The organism is Conexibacter sp. DBS9H8 (assembly GCF_023330685.1).
GTDB lineage: Bacteria > Actinomycetota > Thermoleophilia > Solirubrobacterales > Solirubrobacteraceae > Palsa-465.
Genome location: NZ_CP097128.1, coordinates 3,589,788 through 3,607,637 on the forward strand (window position 1 = coordinate 3,589,788; position 17,850 = coordinate 3,607,637).

The window sequence follows — 17,850 nt, forward strand, 5'->3', positions numbered from 1 at the left end:
CTCAGCACCGGTTTCCCCCTGTCAGAACGGACGGTTTTCCCCTATGCGCGTACTTGTCACCGGCGGCTCAGGCTTCATCGGCTCTCACGTCGTCGACCGGCTGCTCGCGGCAGGACACGAACCGGTCATCTATGACCTCCGTCCCTCGCCCTGGCACGTTGATGCCGACCCGGCGATCCCGACGGTCATCGGCGAGATCACCGACCGCGCCGCGCTCGAGGCCGCCCTGTCTGAGCAGCGGATCGACGTCGTCGCCCATCTTGCGGCGGTCGCGGACGTCAATGACGTGCACGCTGACCCGGAGACGGCGGAGATCGTCAATTCGCGTGGGACGGCGGCGGTGTTGGAGGCGATGCGTCGGGTGGGGGTGTCGCGGGTGGTGTTTGCGTCGACGATCTGGGTGTATTCGGATACGGAGGCGGCGGTGGTGGATGAGGAGACGTTGTTGCCGGCGCCGGCGCATTTGTATACGTCGACGAAGTTGGCGGGGGAGTTGTATTGCCGGTCCTATCAGGAGTTGTATGGGATTGAGTACACGGTGTTGCGGTTTGGGATTCCGTATGGGCCGCGGGCGCGGGAGGCGGCGGTGGTGCCGTCGTTTGTGAATCGGGCGTTGGCGGGTGAGGCGTTGGTGTTGTCGGGGGATGGGAGTCAGTCGCGGCGGTTTGTGTATGTGGAGGATTTGGCGCAGGGGGTGGTGGATGGGTTGGCGGATGTGGCGGTCAATCGGGTCTATAACTTGGTGTCGGATGAGGATGTGACGATTCGGCAGATCGCTGAGTTGGTGGGGGAGTATGTGGGGGATGTGGAGGTGGTGGTCGGTCCGGCGCGTCCGGGGGATTTGGGGTCCAAGGTGGTGTTGGGGGCGCGGGCTGAGGCGGAGTTGGGGTGGACGGCGCAGACGTCTTTTGGGGAGGGTGTGCGGCGTTATATCGACTGGAAACGCGCCCAGACGGGGGAGCCCGACGCTGAGCTCGCCGGGGTCTGAGCTCGCCGGGGTCTGAGCCGGTCGCGGGCCTGCCCGGCCCCGCGGCGCGCGACCTCCGGCGTGGTCCTTCAGGGCCCCGGACTCCGACATAAGGCCCCGGACTCCGACCTAAGTCTCAGCGAAGTTCGCTCTCACGGGCCTTGTGGGACGTTCGTCGGCCACCTACGCTCCCGCGCAGATGATCGAAGTCCGCGGCGTCAGCAAGCGCTACGGGGAGAAGGTCGCCGTGGAAGATCTGACCTTCACCGTCCAGCCGGGCGTCGTCACCGGGTTCCTGGGCCCGAACGGGGCGGGCAAGTCCACGACGATGCGGCTCATCCTCGGCCTCGACCGGCCGACGGAGGGGACCGCGACGGTTGCCGGCCGCAGCTACGCCGACCTCCCCGCCCCGCTGCATGAAGTCGGGGCGATGCTCGAGGCTCGCGCGATCCACACCGGCCGCTCCGCCCGCAACCACCTCCTCGCCCTCGCCCAGACCCACGGGATTCCCGACCGGCGCGTCGACGAGGTGCTCGACCTCGTCGGCCTCACTCACGTCGCCCGCAAACGGGTCGGTTCCTTCAGCCTCGGCATGGGCCAGCGGCTCGGGATCGCCGCCGCCCTGCTCGGCGACCCGCACACCGTCATTCTCGATGAGCCCGCCAACGGCCTCGACCCCGAGGGGATCCGCTGGATCCGCACGCTGCTGATCGACCTCGCCCGGGAGGGCCGCACGGTCTTTCTCTCCAGCCACCTGATGTCGGAGATCCAGCAGAGCGCCGAGCATCTGATCGTGATCGGCAAGGGCCGCCTGATCGAGGACACGACCGTCGCCGACTTCGTCGCCCGTGCCTCCGCCGACGCACCCGTCCGCGTCCGCGGCGCCGACCCGGCGGCGCTCGCCCACGCGCTGACCGCCGCCGGCGCCGCGGTCAGCCTCGAGGCGGACGGCGCGCTGACGGTCACCGGCCTCGCGGCCGAACAGATCGGCGAGCTCGCCGCCGCCGACGGGCTCGTGCTACACGAACTGACCCCGCTGCGGGTGACGCTCGAGGAGGCGTTCATGAGCCGCACCCACGAGGCGATCGAGTACCAGCCGACGGGCGTGCCGGTATGAGCGCGCTGCCGACCGCTCCCGGCGCCGGCCGGCTGACCGGCTCGGCCGGCGCCACCGACGGCATTCCCGCCGCGAGCCCCGTCACCCTCGGCCGGGTGCTGCGCTCGGAGTGGACCAAGCTGTGGTCGCTGCGCTCGACGCGGTGGTCGCTCGCGGTCGCCTTCCTCACCCAGGCGGGGCTGGGGCCACTGTTCGCGCTGCTGGAGATGGGCCGCTGGAACCAGCTGTCGCTCGGCCAGCGCCTGTTCTTCAGCCCGATCGACCATTCGCTCGTGGGCTTTCACTTCTCCCAGCTCGCGATCGGGGTGCTCGGGGTACTGATCATCACCGGCGAGTACAGCACCGGGCAGATCCGTTCGACGCTGCTGGCGGTGCCACGCCGCCTTCCCGTCCTGTGGGCCAAGCTGATCGTCTTCTCGGTCGTCGCCTTCCTGCTCATCTTCACCGGCGCCCTGATCGCCTTCTTCGTCTCCAACGCGATCTTCACCGAGCACCACGTCAACGTCGGTCTCGGCGCCCCGCACGCGTTCCGAGCCGTGCTCGGCACGGCGCTGTATGTGACCGGGACCGGGATGCTCTGCACCGCCTTCGGGACGATGCTGCGCGCGACCGCCGGGGGGATCTCGACCTTCGTGGTGATCCTGTTCGTGCTCCCGCCGATCCTGCTGCTGCTGCCGACCGGGACCGCCGACGCGATCAACCCGTACCTCCCCTCCGTCGCCGGCGGCAGCGTCGGCAGTGCGCTGCTGTCGCCCCACAGCTTCTCGCCGTGGGGCGGCTTCGCCCTGTTCTGCGGTTACGTGATCGCCGCGATCCTCACGGCCGCCTGGCTGTTGAAACGCCGCGACGCCTGACCCAAACCGGAGGACGATGACGACCCCCGCCACCGTCTCAACCGGCCCGGATCGCGGCCACGACTTCCACGCGATCACCACCCCGCGCCGAGAGCTCTCCTGCTGGGCGGCCGTGCTGTGCACCTTCGCGCTCGGCACCGCGGCCGGGGACCTCACCGCCGATGCGCTCGGCTGGGGCTTCTGGTCCTCGGCGCTGCTGTTCACCGGCGTGATCGCGCGGCCACTCGGGGCGTCGTTTGCCGACGGTTTCTCCACGTCGGGGAACGGCGGCCTCAACCTCGGCGACCCGCTCGTCGCTCTCTGTGCCCTCGCCGTGTTGTCCTCGCCGTCGCCTGGGTGACGGTCAAGCGCATCGACGTCCAACCCCTCCACGAGCTCGTTCCCCATGCCCACCCACCCCACCCACACCCCCACCCCCACGGCCACCGGGCCGGCGCCATCGGCCGGCGCGGGCTGGGCCTCCAAACCGACTGACGGCCCCTCGGACCGACTCGGGGTCGCGGAGGCGGCGATGCTCGACTGGCTCTTTGACCAGGCCGGACGGGCGCGGCGCCTCAGCGCCGCCCATCCGGTCAGCGTCGATCTGCTCGTCGGAGTGGCGCTGCTGGCGGCCAGCTTCATCGGCCTGGCCACCCAGGAACGGCTGACCGTGACGGCGATCGTCGCCGGGGTCGCGCTCTGTCTCCCCCTCGCCCTCCACCGCCGCCGGCCCGAGGTCGCCTTCGGGCTCGTGTTGCTCGTCGGGTTCCTCCAATGGCTGATCAGCGTGCCCCAGCTCGCCGACGCCGCCCTGCTGATCGGCCTTTACACGGTCGCCGCGCGGTCGCGCCCGGTGATCGTCGTCGCCGCGCTGAGCAGCCTCGAGGCCGGTGCGATCGGCGCGACGCTGCGCTGGGTCGTCGTCGACCCGCTGAAGGTGTGGGTCGGCCTGTCGGCGCTCGCGGTCGCCGCCGCCGGTGCGGGGATCGTCATCCGCCAGCGGCGTGAGCTGCTCGAATCGCTGCGGGAGCGGGCGGACCGGCTCGAGTTCGAGCGCGACCAGCAGGGCCGGCTCGCCGCCGCCGCCGAGCGCGCCCGGATCGCCCGGGAGATGCATGACATCGTCTCCCACAACCTGACGGTGATGATCGCCCTCGCCGACGGTGCGCGATTCACCCTCGACAGCTCCCCGGAGGCGGCCCGGCCGGCGGTCGAGCGGATCTCGGCGACCGGGCGCCAGGCACTCGTCGAGATGCGGCGCCTGCTCGGGGTGCTCCGCGACGACCCGCAGGCGAGCTCACTCGAGCCCCAGCCCTCGCTGGCCCGGCTCGATGAGCTGATCTCCCGGGTCGAGGCGGCCGGCATCCCGGTCAGCTTCACCCTCACCGGTGATCCCGGCTCCCTCTCCCAGGGCCTGTCCCTGACGGTGTTTCGCGTCGCCCAGGAGGCGCTCACCAACGTGCTCAAGCACGCCGTCGCGCCGACGCGGGCAAGCCTCACCCTGACGGCCGGCCCGGGGGGACGGGTCGAGCTGACCGTCGCCGACGACGGTCGGGTCCTCGCCGGCGTCGCCGCGGGATCGCCCGCCCCCGAGCGCCCGACCGGGCGGGGACTGGCCGGGATGCGCGAGCGAGCGGCCGCCTACGGCGGCGAGCTGATCGCCGGCCCGGCCGCCGACGGCGGCTGGCGCGTGCACCTGCTCATCACCGGCTGACGCCAGGCTCCGAGGGGTCGACGACCGGCTGAGCCGGCCAACACTCCGTTTACGCGCCCGTGCCACCGCGGCCCGATCGGGCCGGAACGGCGAGGGTGCCCAGGAGCGCCTGGACATCATGGAGGGCGGCGTGCTCGGGCACCTCACCGACGACCATCAGCAGATAACCGTAGGAGCCGTGGGCGGGCAGAACGGTCACGGCCTCGGCCCGCACCTCGATCCGGTGGACCCCCGGAAGGGCCCCGAGGTGCTGCCGCCAGTCGTCACTCAGCCGCGAGGGCACCCCGACCGGGGGCTGAAGCACGAAGGCATAGTGGACGGCCTCGCGGCCCAACGGCAGGGGGGAGACGCGCTCCCCCATCGCGGCCGCCGCGGCAGCGGCGTACAGGTCGACTCCACCGGCGGCAAGGATGAGCTCGGGGATGCCACCCCCGGCGACGCGGCCGTTGACCTCGATCACCCGGGGACCGTCCGGGGTCAGCTTGATCTCGACGTGCAGGCAGCCGACCGACACGCCGATCGCGGCAGCCGCGGCGACCGCGACGGCCTCGACGTCGGCAAGTTCGCCGACCGCGAGCTGGCTGGGCAGGAACGACCCGGTCTCCCGAAACGGCGCCGTCAACGGCATCCGCCCGCTGACGGCGACAACGTCCACCGCGCCGCCGGCGGCGACGAGCTCGACCGACACGTAGTCCCCGTACCCGTCGATCGGCTCGGGCGGGTAGGGCCCGAGACACTCCTCGACGATCACCGGACGGCGGTCGCCCCCGGCCCAGCGACGGGTGAGCTCGTCCATGAGCGCCGCCGCATCCGCGACGGCGAGGGTGTCACGGCCGCCGGTGCCGACGACCGGTTTGACAACCGCCGGGAAGCCCAGCTCTGCAGCGGCGGCCCGGATCGCCGGCTCCGGCGTGTCCGCGACGATCCGGCGGAACGCCGGGGTCGGCAGCCCTGCTCGGGCGAGCGCCGTCCGCTGGGCGACCTTGTCGGTGAGGGCGACGGCGACCGGCTCGGAGTGGCCGGCCACGCCGAGGGCAGCCGCGAGCGCCGCGGCGCTCCCGATCCCCGCGTCCGCGAAGGTTGTGATTCCGGCGACCCCGTGGACGCGGAGGTCTGCGGCGACCGCGGCCACCGGACGATCGGCAGCATCGACGCAGGCACCGAAGCGCTCGAGCGGGCGCCGCACCTCCGGCGCGAGTGCGTCGGTGAGAATCCAGACGATCTCCCAGCGCCCCTCGACCGCGCCGAGCAGGGTGAGGAGGGGAATCGACCCGGGGACGTAGACGACGCCGAGCCGACGGGACACCGGCAAGCCGGTTGGGTCCGGGTGCGCACCTCGCGCCGGCCCGACACCGGTCCCGCTCATCGGGCGGGCGGGCCGGCCACGATCGCCCGGCGCCCGTGCGTGAGCGGCCGGTACCAGTTGAGCAGCCGCAGCCACCACGTCCCGCCGACCTGTTCCCATGCGGCGGCGTCGTCGTAGCCGAGGGCGACGAGGTCGTAACCGTCGGTGCTTCCGCCGCGGAGGGAGGCGACCTCAGCGAGCAGCTGGGCCCCCTGGTCCGGGGAGAGGCCGACCGGGAAGACCCCGTCACAGGCGGCGGCACGGCGGACCGGGCGACCGCGGACCCGCTCGGTCGCCACCCACACCGGAACGTCCGCCTGCACGGGGGTCGGCAGGAAGGTGACGCCGTTCAGCCGGTAATGGGAACCGTCGTGGTGGACGGGATCGCCCGTCCAGGCCGCGCGCATGATCTCGAGCCCCTCATCGAGGAGGTCGCCGCGAACGCGCGGGTCGGACTCCTCACCGAAGTCAGAGAACTCCGGCCCGAGCGAGATCCCGAGCCCGACCCCGGCGACCATCCGCCCGGCACTGAGATGGTCGAGACTCGTCACCTCCCGGGCGACGTTCCAGGGCCGGCGGCGGGCGAGCGGGGTGACGAGCGCCCCGAGCCGGACCGATGTGGTCGCGGCGGCGATCGCGGCGAGCATGATCCACGGGTCGGCGGTCGGCAGCACTCCCTCCGGCCGGGCGATGTGGTCACAGACGAACACGCCGTCCCAGCCGGCCTGCTCGGCGAGCGCGGCCAGCTCGGCGGCGGCCGCCGCATCCGCGTACGGGCCGAAGTTCGGGAGGTAGACCCCGTACTTCACCGGCGCCGCCACCCGGACCGCACCCGCCGCCCGGACCGCACCCGCCGCCCGGACCGCACCCTCACCACGTGTCCGCCCGGGTCATAGGCGCTTGCGGACGAGAAGCGTCTCCGCGCCGGCGTGGAGCACCCGGTCGTTGGAGACCATCACGACACCCCCGTAGGCGTCACGGAGGTGACGGTCGAGGCTGAAGGGAGTGTCACGGCGATAGCCGGCGATCCCGCAGATCTCCAGCGCGGCACTCGCGACCGCCACCGCCCCCTCAGAGGCGGCGACCTTGAGGTTGCGCAGCTCGGCAATCAGGTCGGGGCTCTCGAGCGTCCCCGCCGCCGCGGCCGCGGCGAAGCCCCGCCGGGTGCTGTCGTGGAGGGCCCGGACCTGGGCGAGGCGGACGCTCAGCTCGGACAGGCGCAGCGCCGACGGGGGCACCTGACCGATGCGGCGCCGGGCCACCGCCCGCACGTAGGCGTGTGCCTTGGCGGCCGCGGCGTCGGCGATGCCGACCCACACCGAGCTGAGCAGCAGCAGGGTCGTCTGCATCCCGCCGGAGTTGGCCACCTCGGCGAAGGGGATCGGATAGATGTGGGGGGCCTGAAGCTCGGCGACGATCCGGTAGCCGCGACTACAGGTCCCGCGCAGACCGAGGGAGTCCCACTCGCTGAGCGGCTCGAGCCGGGGCCGGCGACAGATCACCTGCACCTGATCGGTCGGCTCGGCATCGGGGGCGCGCCGGGCGCAGGTGAAGATGAGGTCGGCCCGCTCCCCGAAGGAGATCGCCAACGCGTCCTTGCGCAGGCGCAGGCAGCCGTCGTCGTCGGGGGTGACCGTCGCGACGCTCGCGCTGAGATCGGCCCCACTGCCGACCTCCGAGTTGGCGTTCGCGCACAGCAGCTGGTCGGCGGCGATCTCCCGCTGCAGCGCACGCAGCTCGTCGCCGGCTCCGAGGCGGACGAGGTTGGCCACGTCGATGCTGTGCATCGCCAGCATCAGCGCGCTCGCCGCACAGTGGGAGGCGATCGTGCGGACGGCACCGGCGAGCTCGGGAACGCCGATGCCCATGCCGCCGAGCGATTCGGGGATCAGCGCCGACAGCAGCCGCTGCTCGCGGAAGACCGCGAGCGTCTCCTCCGGGAACCGTGCGGCCCGATCGACCTCATCAGCGGCGGCCGCGGCGACCGGGCCGACCACCGCGACTGCCGACCAGAAGCGGTCCGTGAGCTCAGGGAACGCGGCGAGCGGGCCGGTGGGCAGCGTGGAGGACACGGCGGCGTGAGCCTACCAGCGTCACCGTCGCCTCCCGCCGCTAGCCGGGCTCGGCCGCCGGGCCCACCGCGCCCGCGCGGTAGCGTGGAGGGATGCGCGTACCAATCTCCCTCGACCTTCACGTTCCCAACTTCAACTATCCCGGCGTCAGCGACGACCGCATCTTCGACACGATCGTGGAGATCGCCGCCACGCTCGAGTCAAGCGGATGGAGCTCGATCTCGGTGATGGACCACCTCCACCAGATCGCGATGGTCGGCCCGCCGGCCAACCACATGCTCGAGGGGTCGACACTGCTGGCGGCGATCGCCGCCCGGACCGAGCGGCTCAGCATGGGCCTGCTCGTCGGCAGCGTCACCTACCGCAACCCTGCGCTCGCCGCGAAGATCACCACAACGATCGACATCATCTCCAAGGGTCGGGTCTGGCACGGGATCGGGGCCGGCTGGTTCGAGGAGGAGCACCGCGCCTACGGCTTTGACTTTCCCGAGCTGAAGGTGCGGATGGCGATGGAGGAGGAGGCCCTCCAGATCCTCCGGGCGATGTTCGCCGGCGATGCGCCCTCCTTCCAGGGCGAGCACTTCCGCATCGAGGCGCCGCACAACAACCCGCGGCCCCTGCGCGGGGACATTCCGATCCTGATCGGCGGCAGCGGCGAGAAGAAGACCCTGCGGATGGTCGCCACCTACGGCGACGGCTGCAACCTGTTCGGGGATCCGGACAACTGCGCGCGGCTGATCGGCGTGCTCGAGCGCCACTGTGAGGCGGTCGGACGGGACCCGGCGGAGATCACCAAGACGGCGATGGCGACCGTGTTCATCGCCCCGACCCACGAGCAGGCCCAGGCGAAGGTGGCGACCGCGATCGCCGCCGGGATGCCGGCGGAGCGGGCCGCCTCCGCGCTCGTGGGAGATCCGGACACGGTCGCCGAACAGGCCCAGCGCTACGTGGAGGCCGGCATCGAGGGTCTGACGATCTCCGGTGGGGGGATGGCCCACGACCTCGAGGCGATCGAACTGACCGGCCGCGCCCTCGCCCCGCTGTTCCCGGTACCCACGGCCGCCTGAGTCGAGGCGGGAGCCACCGGCGCCGCACGCGGCCCCCGAGCCCACAGCCGGGGGCCGCGCCGGGCCGATCGTCGGGTTCAGACCGCGACCGGCTCCCGGGTCGCTGCCGCCGGGACGGTCACGGCGACGTCGGCCGGGCGCCGGGTCGGGCGCCGGTAGCTGCGGTTGAACGGCGAGTTGCCGATCCACGGCAGCGACAGCCGCGCGAGCTTGAGGAACACCGAACCGAGCTGGCGGTGCAGCGGACCGGCGTTGTAGGGGAGCCCGTAGCGCTCGCAGATCTCGCGGACCTCGGTGGAGATCGCCGCGTAGCGTCGGGCCGGGATGTCGGGGAAGAGGTGATGCTCGATCTGGAAGGAGAGGTTGCCCGAGAGGATGTGGAAGAGCCGGCCGCCGGTGATGTTGGCCGAGCCGAGCATCTGGCGCAGGTACCACTCGCCCTTGGTCTCATTCGCGGCCTCCGCCTTGGAGAACTCCTGCACCCCGTCGGGGAAGTGGCCGCAGAAGATGATGCTGAAGGCCCAGATGTTGCGGATGATGTTCGCCGTCGCGTTACCGGCGAGGGTGAGCGGGGCGCCGGGGCCGGCGAGGGCCGGGAAGATGACGTAGTCCTTGAGCGCCTGGCGGCCGCCCTTGCGCCAGATCGCCTTGAGCATGTCGCGCTTGTCGGCGATCGACTTGGACCCGGAGAAGAGCTCCTCGACCTCGAGGTCGTGGACGGCCACTCCCCACTCGAACAGGAGCATCAGCAGCGTCGCATACAGCAGGTTGCCGACGAAGTACGGGCTCCAGCGCTGCTCCTCGGACATCCGCAGGATCCCGTAGCCGATGTCCCGGTCCATGTCGAGGATGTTCGTGAAGGTGTGGTGCATGTAGTTGTGGCTGTGGCGCCACTGCTCCGCCGGACAGGCGGTGTCCCACTCAAAGGTCTGGGAGTTGAGCGCCGGGTCGTTGGTCCAGTCGTACTGGCCGTGCATCACGTTGTGCCCGATCTCCATGTTGTCGAGGATCTTGGAGAGGGCGAGGGCGGCGGTGCCACCGAGCCACAGCGGCGCCAACCAGCCGAGCTCGAGCATCGCCCGGCCGGACACCTCGAGGCCGCGCTGGGCCTTGATGACGGTGCGGATGTAGTCGAGGTCGGCCTGTCCAAGCTCGGCCCGGACGCGGTTGCGGATCGCATCGAGTTCGTGACCGAGGGTCTGCACCTGCTCGGGGGTGAGGTCACCGTAGGTGATGGGCATCGGAATTCTCCTCCTGGGTTGGGGAACGGGCGGCGTCGTCGCCGCGGCTAGAGGGCGAGGGCGACATCGGAGACCGGGACGGAGATGCAGATCTGGATCTCCTGGTCCTCCTCGGTCGAGAGTTCGCCGGTGAGGATGTTCTGGACGGTGCCGGCCACCTTGGTGCAGCTGCAGCCGTGGCAGATGCCCATGCGGCAGCCGTACTGCGGGGTCAGCCCTGCCGCCTCGGCCTGCTCAAGCAGCGTGCCGGGGCTGATCGGCGCGCTGTGACCAGAGGCGAGAAAGGAAACCGTGCCCGTCGCGGCGCCGGCACCCGCGCCGAGGGCGAGCGTCGGGGGGGTGAAGGTCTCCGCGCTCGCCTCGGGGTGGGCGGCCCGGACGGCGTCGATCAGGCTCGGTGGACCGCAGACGAGCACGTGAGCGTCGGCGGCGACGGTCCCGGCGCAGAACCGCTCGCCGCCCTCACGGGTGGCGATGAACCGCGCGTCCACGTTCGGGTGCGCGGCGGCGATCGCCTCGACCTGAGGGCGGTAGAGCCAGTCGGCCGCGCCGCGGCCGTAGTGGAGGAAGTCGATCTGGCCGCGGTGGCCCTCGGCGATCAGGGTGCGCAGCATCGCGATCGTCGGGGTGATCCCGCTGCCGCCGCTGATCAGCGCGACGTGATCGGGCCGACACTCAGGGAGGATGAACGCCCCGGCGGCGTCGGAGAGGTGCAGCAGCATGCCCGGCGCCGCGTGCTCGCGAAGGTAGGCGCCGACGACGCCGCCCTCACGGACGGTGACGGTGAACTCGAGGAGGGGAGGGTGGTCCTCGGGCCGACGTGGCCAAACGGGCGGGCGCCTCCACGATCTGAGGTCATGTTCGGAGATCGTCGGTGAGTACGTGCGGGTGTAGCGTCGCCCGTCGATCTCGACGCCGACCCGAACGAACTGTCCGGCTCGAAAACCGGTGAAGGCACGGTTGGGATCGACGGTGAGGGTGACCGTGCGCGCGGTCTGACGCGTGACGGCGAGCACCTGCGCCCGCGGCTCGTGCAGGGTGAGGGTCGGTGAGATCAGCTCGAGGTAGCGATCGATACCGTGGGGCCCGACCATCAGATCGACGATCGGGCCGGCGAGAAGACGGCGGACGGCGCCGCGGCGGGGAGCGGAGAGCCCCCCGGCGGCCTCGGCGGAGTCGCCGACGAGGGTTGAACGCATGAGATTTAGTGTACGCATGTTCACTAAGGCCATGATCGCTCAGCTTCCCGCTACCGTCAAGTCCTAATCGCAGGACATGTGAGCCAAACCACACAATCGTGAACACTCGTACACCCAGGACTCAGGCGGAGCGGCGCCAGGCGACCCGTCAGGCGCTGATGGAGGCCGCGCTGCTGCGGATCCAGGCGGGAGAGAACTTCGACTCGCTGTCCCTGCGCAGCATCACCAAGGCGGCCGGGGTCGTGCCGGCCGCCTTCTACCGGCACTTCGACAGCCTGGACGACCTCGGGCTCGCGTTGATGGACGAGTCCTTCGGCACCCTGCGGGCGATGTTGCGCGAGGCCCGGCGCGGTGAATGGACGGAGGCGATTCCAACCTCCGTGCAGGTCCTCACCGGCTACGTCAACGACCATCGCGACCACTTCGCCTTCATCGCGAGGGCTCGCGGGAGCGCCTCGAGCCGGCTGCGGTTGGCCGTGCTCGCGGAGATCCGCCTGATCGCGAGCGAGTTGGCGACCGACCTCGCCCGGTTTCCCTACCTGCGAGACTGGAGCACCGACGACCTCAACATGGTCGCCACCCTGATCGTCAACGCCATGATCTCGACCGTCGAAGCCATCCTCGAGACACCGCCGGACAACCACGTCGCCCAGGTCCGGGTCGCCGAGGTGGCCGACAAGCAGCTGCGGCTCGTCATCCTCGGGGTCCCGCACTGGCACAGCGAGCCGTGAGCGAGAGCAGGAACGGCGGCGGACGGGTCGAGCTCGTTTCCAGCCTCTCGGACCTGATCGTCTCCGACGTCGGAGTCAACGTCCAGGCTGGGCAGATCGTCGGGATCACCGCCGCGCCGGGGATGGAGGCGGTCTGGCGCGCGGTTGCCGAGGCAGCCTACCGCCGCGGCGCGAGCTACGTCGACCTGTGGGTGTTCGACGGCCACGTCAAACACTCCCGCCTCACCCACGCGCCGCTTCACTCCCTCGCCTACCGTCCGCCGTGGTGGGGTGAGCGCTACCGCTCCCTCGGCGCGCTCGCCGGGGCCCAGATCCGCCTCGCCGGGGAGCCCGCCCTCGGGTTGATGGAGGACATCGCTCCCGAGCGGCTCGGGATCGACATGATGCCGCGCCTCCCCGAGACCCTCGAGGTGACCCACGCGCGCCAGTGGAACTGGATCGTCACACCCGGCCCGTGCGCGGGCTGGGCGGCCCGCCTCTACCCCGATCTCACAGAGGCGGCGGCCCTCGATCGCCTGTGGGAGGAGATCGCCGACATCATGCGGCTGGGCGAGCCCGACCCCGCCGCAGCGTGGCGGGAGCGCTTTGCCCAGCTTGACGCGGTCGCCCGGCGGCTCACCGCCCTGAAGCTCGACGCCCTCCACTTCCAGGGCCCCGGGACGGACCTGCGCGTCGGCCTGCTGCCCGGATCGCTGTGGCAGTCCGCCGGGGATGAGACAGCGGGGGGCATTCCGTTCACCGCGAATCTCCCGACCGAGGAGGTGTTCACCGCGCCCGACCCGGTCCGGGTCGACGGGCACGTGCGGGCGACGCGCCCACTCACGGTCGGCGGCGGCACCGTCGTCGACCTCGAGGTCCACTTCCTCGAGGGACGGGCGGTCGAGGTCAGTGCGCGGCAGGGGGCGGGGCTCGTCGAGGCGATGATCGCCACCGACCCGGGTGCCGCGCGGCTCGGGGAGGTCGCCCTCGTCGACGCCGAGAGCCGGATCGGACGCCTCGGGACCGTGTTCTCCGAGACGCTCCTCGACGAGAACGCCGCCAGCCACATCGCCCTCGGGGCCGCCTACCCGGACACGGTCTCCGACGCGGGGAGCCGTGCGCAGATCAACGAGAGCTCGATCCATATCGACTTCATGATCGGCTCCCCCGAGATTTCCGTCACCGGCCTCACCGCCGACGGAGGTCAGCTTCCGCTGCTGCGCGACGGACGCTGGCAGTTCGCGGTCTAGGCCCGGGGTCAGCGGAGATAGACGGCGAAGAAGTCGCGGTCGTCGGGGGTGAGGTAACGGTAGGGTGAGCGGACCATGCTCGAGAGCAGGTTCGCCGGGTCCTTGGCGCCCGGCCCCGCGTAGGTGATGAAGCTCGGCCAGTACGAGTTGATGTCGAGCTGCATCGCGCGGACCGCGCCGACGTGGCGCATCACCGCCGCGAGCGAGCCGACCGTCTGGTAGTTGCCGGCGGCGTAGATGAGGTTGCCGTGCGCGTCGATTCCGAGCGCCGACCGCCACACCTGGACGGTGTTGCCGAGGGTGGCCCCCCACTCGGGGCCGTTGGAGAGGTTCGGGTTGAGCTGACCGTGATCGACGATCAGCGGTAGGTTCTGACGGGCGAAGCGGATGTTGGCCGGGGCGGTCGGACCGTAGGGCCAGCTGATCACGTTCATCTGACCGTTCGTGTACTGGACGACGCTGGCGAAGCCGTGTCGCATCGGCGCGTAGGTGTGGCCGCCATAGACGAAACCGCCGCCCGAATCGACGAGCTTGAAGGCGCTGTTGAACGTCGCCACGAGCTTGTCACGGAGCGCGGGTGGCACCTCCTCGGGCCCACGGTTGGGCATCGCCACGCTCGGTTCCTGAAGCCCCGGATAGAGCATCAGCGAGGTGTCGAGGTGGTTGATCCAAGCGACGCCGACGACGATCTGCGGGTAGGCAGGCTGGGGCCGGTAGCTGGTGATGAGCACCGGGGGCGGCGTCCCGCGCGGGACCGGGAACGTGGACCGCCACACGCCCTCCCCGGGGAGGGCGGGAGAGATCACCGGAGTGATGTTCGGGGGTCGGTAGGGGGCCGCGGCGTGCACGCCTCCGGCCGTCGCGAGCCGGTTCGTCGTCGCGTTTCCGGCGGCCAGCTCGTGGCCGGACTGGCCGGGAAGCCGCTTGAGACCGGGTCCCCCCTTGGCCGGGGCCTGCCAGGTGTAGTAGATGTTCTCCACCGTCGTGACGAGGCTGCGCAGACCGTTGTCGCGGAGCCACTCGACGGAACGAATGGTCAGCGCGGAGTTGGAGGGCCCGGCCATCGCCACGCCCCAGGAGATGGCGGCCACCCCGACGAGTACCATCGCCGCGACACCGATGACGCGTCGCAGACGGGCGGCCGGGCTGGGACGCTCGATCACGAGCGGCGCGGGGTGGAATGAGGTGCGCTGAACCGACATGTCGAGACATAGCTTCCCAGGCCCACGACAGGGCCACCTCAACCGAACCTGAGAGTCCGCTCATGAAACACGGAGACTCACTTGAAGCGGCGAAACTAGGTTCTCAACCGATGGTGAAGGCCGCCACCCCCCTCCCGGCGCTCATTCGCCTCGCCCGGCCCAAGCAGTGGATCAAGAATCTGCTCGTCGTCGGCGCGGCGTTCGCCGCCGGCGCCCTCGGGCATAACGACGCCTGGGTCAAGGTGGGGGTCGCGTTCCTCAGCTTCTGCCTGCTCGCCTCGGGGATCTACGCGCTCAACGACGTCCGGGACCGGCACGAGGATCGGGAGCACCCGACCAAATGCCGCCGGCCCGTTGCCTCCGGCGCGGTGTCGCCGCGACTGGCCGGGCTCGCCGGCGCCGCCTGGATCGTCGCGGGCCTGCTGCTCAGCAGCCTCGACTCGCCGGTGCTCACGCTCACCGCAGAGGGGTACGTGATCGTCACGCTCAGCTACACGCTCATCTGGCGCCACGTCGTCGTGATGGACATCCTCGCGATCGCCGCCGGGTTCGTGCTCCGCGCCGTCGCCGGAGGCGCGGCGATCGGCGTTCCCCTCTCCACGTCCTTTCTGCTCGTGGTGACCTTCGCGGCGATCATGATCGCCGCCGGCAAGCGCGACTCCGAGCTCTCCCGCGCCCGTGGCGATCTCGGCAACCGCCGGCTCGTCCTGCGCCTCTATACCCACCGCACGCTCGGATGGGTGCTGATCGCCGCCCTCTGCGGCGCGATCCTCGCCTACGTCGCGTGGGCCCTCGAGCAGCGTGCCGGCGTGACGTTCCCCTGGCGTCTGATTACCGCCGTCCCCTTCAGCGTCGCGCTCCTGCGCTACCTGCAGCTCGTCCGCCGCGGCCAGACCGAGGCCCCGGACGAGCTGCTCCTGCGCGACTGGCCGATGCTGTGCGCCGCCGGCCTGTGGCTGATCTCCTTCGGGCTCGGGGTCAACGCCGGTGCCTGACGCAGACCGGGCACCGGCCCGCGCGCTGCGCGGGCCGGTGCGGGTGCGAACCCTGCACGGGTGGGGCGGAGGTGACCGTGTCCGCTCATGGGTGTGGCGTCCCCCGGATCCGGCGGCCCTCGCGGCCGGCCTCGCCAGCCGTGACCGACGGCTGGCGCGCGGCGTCATCGCGCGCGGGATGGGGCGCAGCTACGGAGACGCTGCGCAACGGTGGGGTGGCCTCGCCGTCAGCAGCGCGGGGTTGCGAGAACTGACCCTCGACCCGGTCGCCGGCATCGCGCGCGTCGGTGCCGGCGTCCTCCTCACCGAACTCCTCCGGGCCGCCGCCGCGCAGGGCTGGATCGTCCCCGTCGTCCCCGGCACCCAGTTCATCACCGTCGGAGGGGCGATCGCCTCCGACATCCACGGCAAGAACCACGGCAGCGCCGGCACCTTCGGCGCCCACGTCCGCACTCTCGGCCTGCTCACCGCCGACGGCGAACTCCGCGACCTCACCCCGGCAGACCCGCTGTTTTCCGCCACGATCGGCGGCATGGGCCTCACCGGTGTGATCGTGTCGGCGCAGATCGCGCTCGCCCCCGCGCCCGCGCCGCTGCTCGCCGTCGACACCGACCGGGTCGACAGCCTCGATGACGCGTTCAGCGCCCTCCGGGCCGACGGTGGCCCGCACCGGGTCGCCTGGCTCGATCTCCTGTCGCGCCGCGGCCCGCGCGGGGTCGTCACCCGGGCCCGCATGGTCAGCTCCGCCGCCGACGGCGGCGGCCCGATGCCGGCCGCAGCGGCGACAACCCCGGTCCGGCTTGCCGTTCCCCCCGTCATCCCATCGGGCGCGCTCACCCCGGCGGTGATCCGAGCCGCCAACGCGGCTCGCTTCTGGCGCTCGCCCCGGCACGAACGCGACGCGCTGATCGGCTTCGGACCCCACATGTTCCCGCTCGACGGCCTCGCCGCCTGGCCGCGGATGTACGGGCCCAGCGGGTTTCTCCAGTACCAGGTCGCCGTGCCGCCCGGCGCCGAGCGTGTCCTCGAAGCGATCCTCGAGGTACTGGCCGCCGCGGACGCCCCCGTCTACCTCGCCGTCCTCAAGGACTTCGGTCCCGCCAACGCCGCCCCGCTCTCCTTCCCGATCGAGGGGTGGACCCTTGCGCTCGACCTGCCCCGCCGCTGCCCCGCCCTTCCTGCCGCGCTCGATCGCTGTGACGAGCTCGTCGTCGAGGCCGGGGGCCGGATCTACCTCAGCAAGGACAGTCACGTCAGACCTGCCACCCTGTCGGCGATGTATCCACGCCTCAGCGAGTGGCAGACGATCCGCGACGACGCCGACCCCGCCGGCCTCTGGCGCTCGGACCTCGCGATCCGCACGGGGCTGGTGAGCGACCGGTGAGCCGGCGCGTGCTCCTCCTCGGCGGCACCTCAGAGATCGGCGGTGCCATCGTCGCTGCCCTCGCCCGCCGCCACCCCGGCAGCACCGCGGTGATCGTCGGTCGGGACGCCGACGCCCTCGAGAAAGCCGCGGCCGCGCTGGTGAACGCCGGTTGTGTCTCGGTTTCTGTCGCCGTCGGCGACGCCGACGCGCTCGACACCCACCCCGCGCTGCTCGGCGAGCTGTTCGGCTCGGGAGGGTTCGACACCGTCGTCCTCGCCGTCGGGACCCTCGGCGGCCAGGCCGCCCTGGCGACCCCACGGGAGGAGGCGCTCGCGCTGCTGCGCACGAACGTCCTCGGCTGCGGCTCGCTGCTGGAGGCATCCCTGCAGCAGCTCCGTTCCCGGGGCGGCGGGACGATGGTCGTGCTGTCGAGCGCCGCGGCCGAGCGCCCGCGGGCGAGCCTCGCCTATTACGGCGCTGCGAAGGCCGGCCTCGACGCACTCGCCCAGGCACTCGGGGACGCCGCCCGGGCCGACGGCGTGCGGACCCTCGTCGTCCGGCCCGGCTTCGTGCACACGCGGATGACCGCCGGTCTTCGTCCCGCCCCGCTTGCGACGACACCGGAGGCGGTCGCCGAGGTCGCCGTTCGCGCGATCGAGCGAGGCGCCCACACGGTCTGGGCACCGCCCGCCCTGCGCTGGGTCCTCCTCGTCCTCCGCTGCCTTCCCCGCCCGCTGTGGCGGCGGATGGGGATCTGAAGCCCCCCGTGCGC

The 17,850-nt window shown here is 71.6% G+C and carries 17 protein-coding genes; 11 read left to right on the forward strand and 6 right to left on the reverse strand.

The window, feature by feature from the left end; all coding sequences use genetic code 11:
- Positions 1–43 precede the first annotated feature (43 nt).
- The 5 genes from M3M55_RS17140 to M3M55_RS17160 all read left to right on the forward strand — a co-directional run bounded on the left by M3M55_RS17140 (position 44) and on the right by M3M55_RS17160 (position 4,631).
- Positions 44–988, forward strand: coding sequence for an NAD(P)-dependent oxidoreductase (locus M3M55_RS17140; protein ID WP_249010723.1), 945 nt, complete (start codon positions 44–46; stop codon positions 986–988).
- A gap of 178 nt (positions 989–1,166) precedes the next feature.
- The gene (locus tag M3M55_RS17145; RefSeq protein WP_249010724.1) at positions 1,167–2,084 is read left to right on the forward strand and encodes an ABC transporter ATP-binding protein; all 918 of its coding nucleotides are present in this window, start codon (positions 1,167–1,169) and stop codon (positions 2,082–2,084) included.
- On the forward strand, positions 2,081–2,938 hold the full coding sequence (locus M3M55_RS17150) for a hypothetical protein (protein ID WP_249010725.1): 858 nt from the start codon (positions 2,081–2,083) through the stop codon (positions 2,936–2,938). The genes M3M55_RS17145 and M3M55_RS17150 overlap by 4 nt, the downstream gene beginning before the upstream one ends.
- 16 nt (positions 2,939–2,954) lie before the next feature.
- Entirely contained in the window at positions 2,955–3,278 is a 324-nt protein-coding gene (locus M3M55_RS17155; RefSeq protein ID WP_249010726.1) for a hypothetical protein, read from the forward strand.
- 45 nt (positions 3,279–3,323) lie between these two features.
- A complete protein-coding gene (locus M3M55_RS17160) occupies positions 3,324–4,631 on the forward strand; it encodes a sensor histidine kinase (RefSeq protein ID WP_249010727.1) in 1,308 nt (435 codons plus the stop codon).
- Between the two features lie 49 nt (positions 4,632–4,680).
- Here M3M55_RS17160 and M3M55_RS17165 read toward each other — a convergent pair whose 3' ends face one another.
- From M3M55_RS17165 to M3M55_RS17175, 3 genes are all read right to left on the reverse strand, one after another.
- Positions 4,681–5,937, reverse strand: a complete 1,257-nt coding sequence (locus tag M3M55_RS17165; protein WP_249012432.1) for an acetyl-CoA carboxylase biotin carboxylase subunit family protein — start codon at positions 5,935–5,937, stop codon at positions 4,681–4,683.
- 56 nt (positions 5,938–5,993) lie between these two features.
- A complete protein-coding gene (locus tag M3M55_RS17170) occupies positions 5,994–6,797 on the reverse strand; it encodes an LLM class flavin-dependent oxidoreductase (protein ID WP_249010728.1) in 804 nt (267 codons plus the stop codon).
- 69 nt (positions 6,798–6,866) lie between these two features.
- Complete coding sequence (locus M3M55_RS17175) at positions 6,867–8,048, reverse strand: acyl-CoA dehydrogenase family protein (RefSeq protein ID WP_249010729.1); 1,182 nt, start codon at positions 8,046–8,048, stop codon at positions 6,867–6,869.
- 92 nt (positions 8,049–8,140) lie between these two features.
- Between M3M55_RS17175 and M3M55_RS17180 the strand changes: the two genes are divergently transcribed.
- On the forward strand, positions 8,141–9,115 hold the full coding sequence (locus tag M3M55_RS17180) for an LLM class F420-dependent oxidoreductase (protein ID WP_249010730.1): 975 nt from the start codon (positions 8,141–8,143) through the stop codon (positions 9,113–9,115).
- A gap of 77 nt (positions 9,116–9,192) precedes the next feature.
- Here the strand turns inward: M3M55_RS17180 and M3M55_RS17185 are convergent, their stop codons facing one another.
- Together M3M55_RS17185 and M3M55_RS17190 are read right to left on the reverse strand one after the other, a co-directional pair.
- Positions 9,193–10,356, reverse strand: a complete 1,164-nt coding sequence (locus M3M55_RS17185) for an acyl-CoA desaturase (RefSeq protein WP_249010731.1) — start codon at positions 10,354–10,356, stop codon at positions 9,193–9,195.
- A gap of 47 nt (positions 10,357–10,403) precedes the next feature.
- Positions 10,404–11,555, reverse strand: a complete 1,152-nt coding sequence (locus tag M3M55_RS17190; RefSeq protein ID WP_249010732.1) for a flavin reductase family protein — start codon at positions 11,553–11,555, stop codon at positions 10,404–10,406.
- 158 nt (positions 11,556–11,713) lie between these two features.
- Between M3M55_RS17190 and M3M55_RS17195 the strand changes: the two genes are divergently transcribed.
- Entirely contained in the window at positions 11,714–12,286 is a 573-nt protein-coding gene (locus M3M55_RS17195) for a TetR family transcriptional regulator (protein WP_371878782.1), read from the forward strand.
- Complete coding sequence (locus tag M3M55_RS17200) at positions 12,283–13,515, forward strand: aminopeptidase (RefSeq protein ID WP_249010734.1); 1,233 nt, start codon at positions 12,283–12,285, stop codon at positions 13,513–13,515. The genes M3M55_RS17195 and M3M55_RS17200 overlap by 4 nt, the downstream gene beginning before the upstream one ends.
- A gap of 8 nt (positions 13,516–13,523) precedes the next feature.
- On the opposite strand, the gene M3M55_RS17205 is transcribed toward M3M55_RS17200, so the two are convergent.
- Positions 13,524–14,717, reverse strand: coding sequence for a phosphodiester glycosidase family protein (locus M3M55_RS17205; protein ID WP_249010735.1), 1,194 nt, complete (start codon positions 14,715–14,717; stop codon positions 13,524–13,526).
- A 110-nt stretch (positions 14,718–14,827) separates the two neighbouring features.
- Here M3M55_RS17205 and M3M55_RS17210 point away from each other — a divergent pair, with 110 nt between their 5' ends.
- The 3 genes from M3M55_RS17210 to M3M55_RS17220 are packed head-to-tail and all read left to right on the forward strand — an operon-like array spanning position 14,828 to position 17,836.
- On the forward strand, positions 14,828–15,712 hold the full coding sequence (locus M3M55_RS17210; protein WP_249010736.1) for a decaprenyl-phosphate phosphoribosyltransferase: 885 nt from the start codon (positions 14,828–14,830) through the stop codon (positions 15,710–15,712).
- On the forward strand, positions 15,705–17,096 hold the full coding sequence (locus tag M3M55_RS17215) for an FAD-binding oxidoreductase (protein ID WP_249010737.1): 1,392 nt from the start codon (positions 15,705–15,707) through the stop codon (positions 17,094–17,096). Before M3M55_RS17210 ends, M3M55_RS17215 begins: the two co-directional genes overlap by 8 nt.
- The gene (locus tag M3M55_RS17220) at positions 17,093–17,836 is read left to right on the forward strand and encodes an SDR family NAD(P)-dependent oxidoreductase (RefSeq protein WP_249010738.1); all 744 of its coding nucleotides are present in this window, start codon (positions 17,093–17,095) and stop codon (positions 17,834–17,836) included. The genes M3M55_RS17215 and M3M55_RS17220 overlap by 4 nt, the downstream gene beginning before the upstream one ends.
- Positions 17,837–17,850 lie beyond the last annotated feature (14 nt).

Bases quoted from the DNA above. Each gene is read 5' to 3' on its own strand.
- M3M55_RS17140 (WP_249010723.1), top strand. From the start codon at position 44: ATGCGCGTACTTGTCACCGGCGGCTCAGGCTTCATCGGCTCTCACGTC.
- M3M55_RS17145 (WP_249010724.1), top strand. From the start codon at position 1,167: ATGATCGAAGTCCGCGGCGTCAGCAAGCGCTACGGGGAGAAGGTCGCC.
- M3M55_RS17150 (WP_249010725.1), top strand. From the start codon at position 2,081: ATGAGCGCGCTGCCGACCGCTCCCGGCGCCGGCCGGCTGACCGGCTCG.
- M3M55_RS17155 (WP_249010726.1), top strand. From the start codon at position 2,955: ATGACGACCCCCGCCACCGTCTCAACCGGCCCGGATCGCGGCCACGAC.
- M3M55_RS17160 (WP_249010727.1), top strand. From the start codon at position 3,324: ATGCCCACCCACCCCACCCACACCCCCACCCCCACGGCCACCGGGCCG.
- M3M55_RS17180 (WP_249010730.1), top strand. From the start codon at position 8,141: ATGCGCGTACCAATCTCCCTCGACCTTCACGTTCCCAACTTCAACTAT.
- M3M55_RS17185 (WP_249010731.1), bottom strand. From the start codon at position 10,356: ATGCCCATCACCTACGGTGACCTCACCCCCGAGCAGGTGCAGACCCTC.
- M3M55_RS17190 (WP_249010732.1), bottom strand. From the start codon at position 11,555: ATGCGTTCAACCCTCGTCGGCGACTCCGCCGAGGCCGCCGGGGGGCTC.
- M3M55_RS17195 (WP_371878782.1), top strand. From the start codon at position 11,714: ATGGAGGCCGCGCTGCTGCGGATCCAGGCGGGAGAGAACTTCGACTCG.
- M3M55_RS17205 (WP_249010735.1), bottom strand. From the start codon at position 14,717: ATGTCGGTTCAGCGCACCTCATTCCACCCCGCGCCGCTCGTGATCGAG.
- M3M55_RS17210 (WP_249010736.1), top strand. From the start codon at position 14,828: ATGGTGAAGGCCGCCACCCCCCTCCCGGCGCTCATTCGCCTCGCCCGG.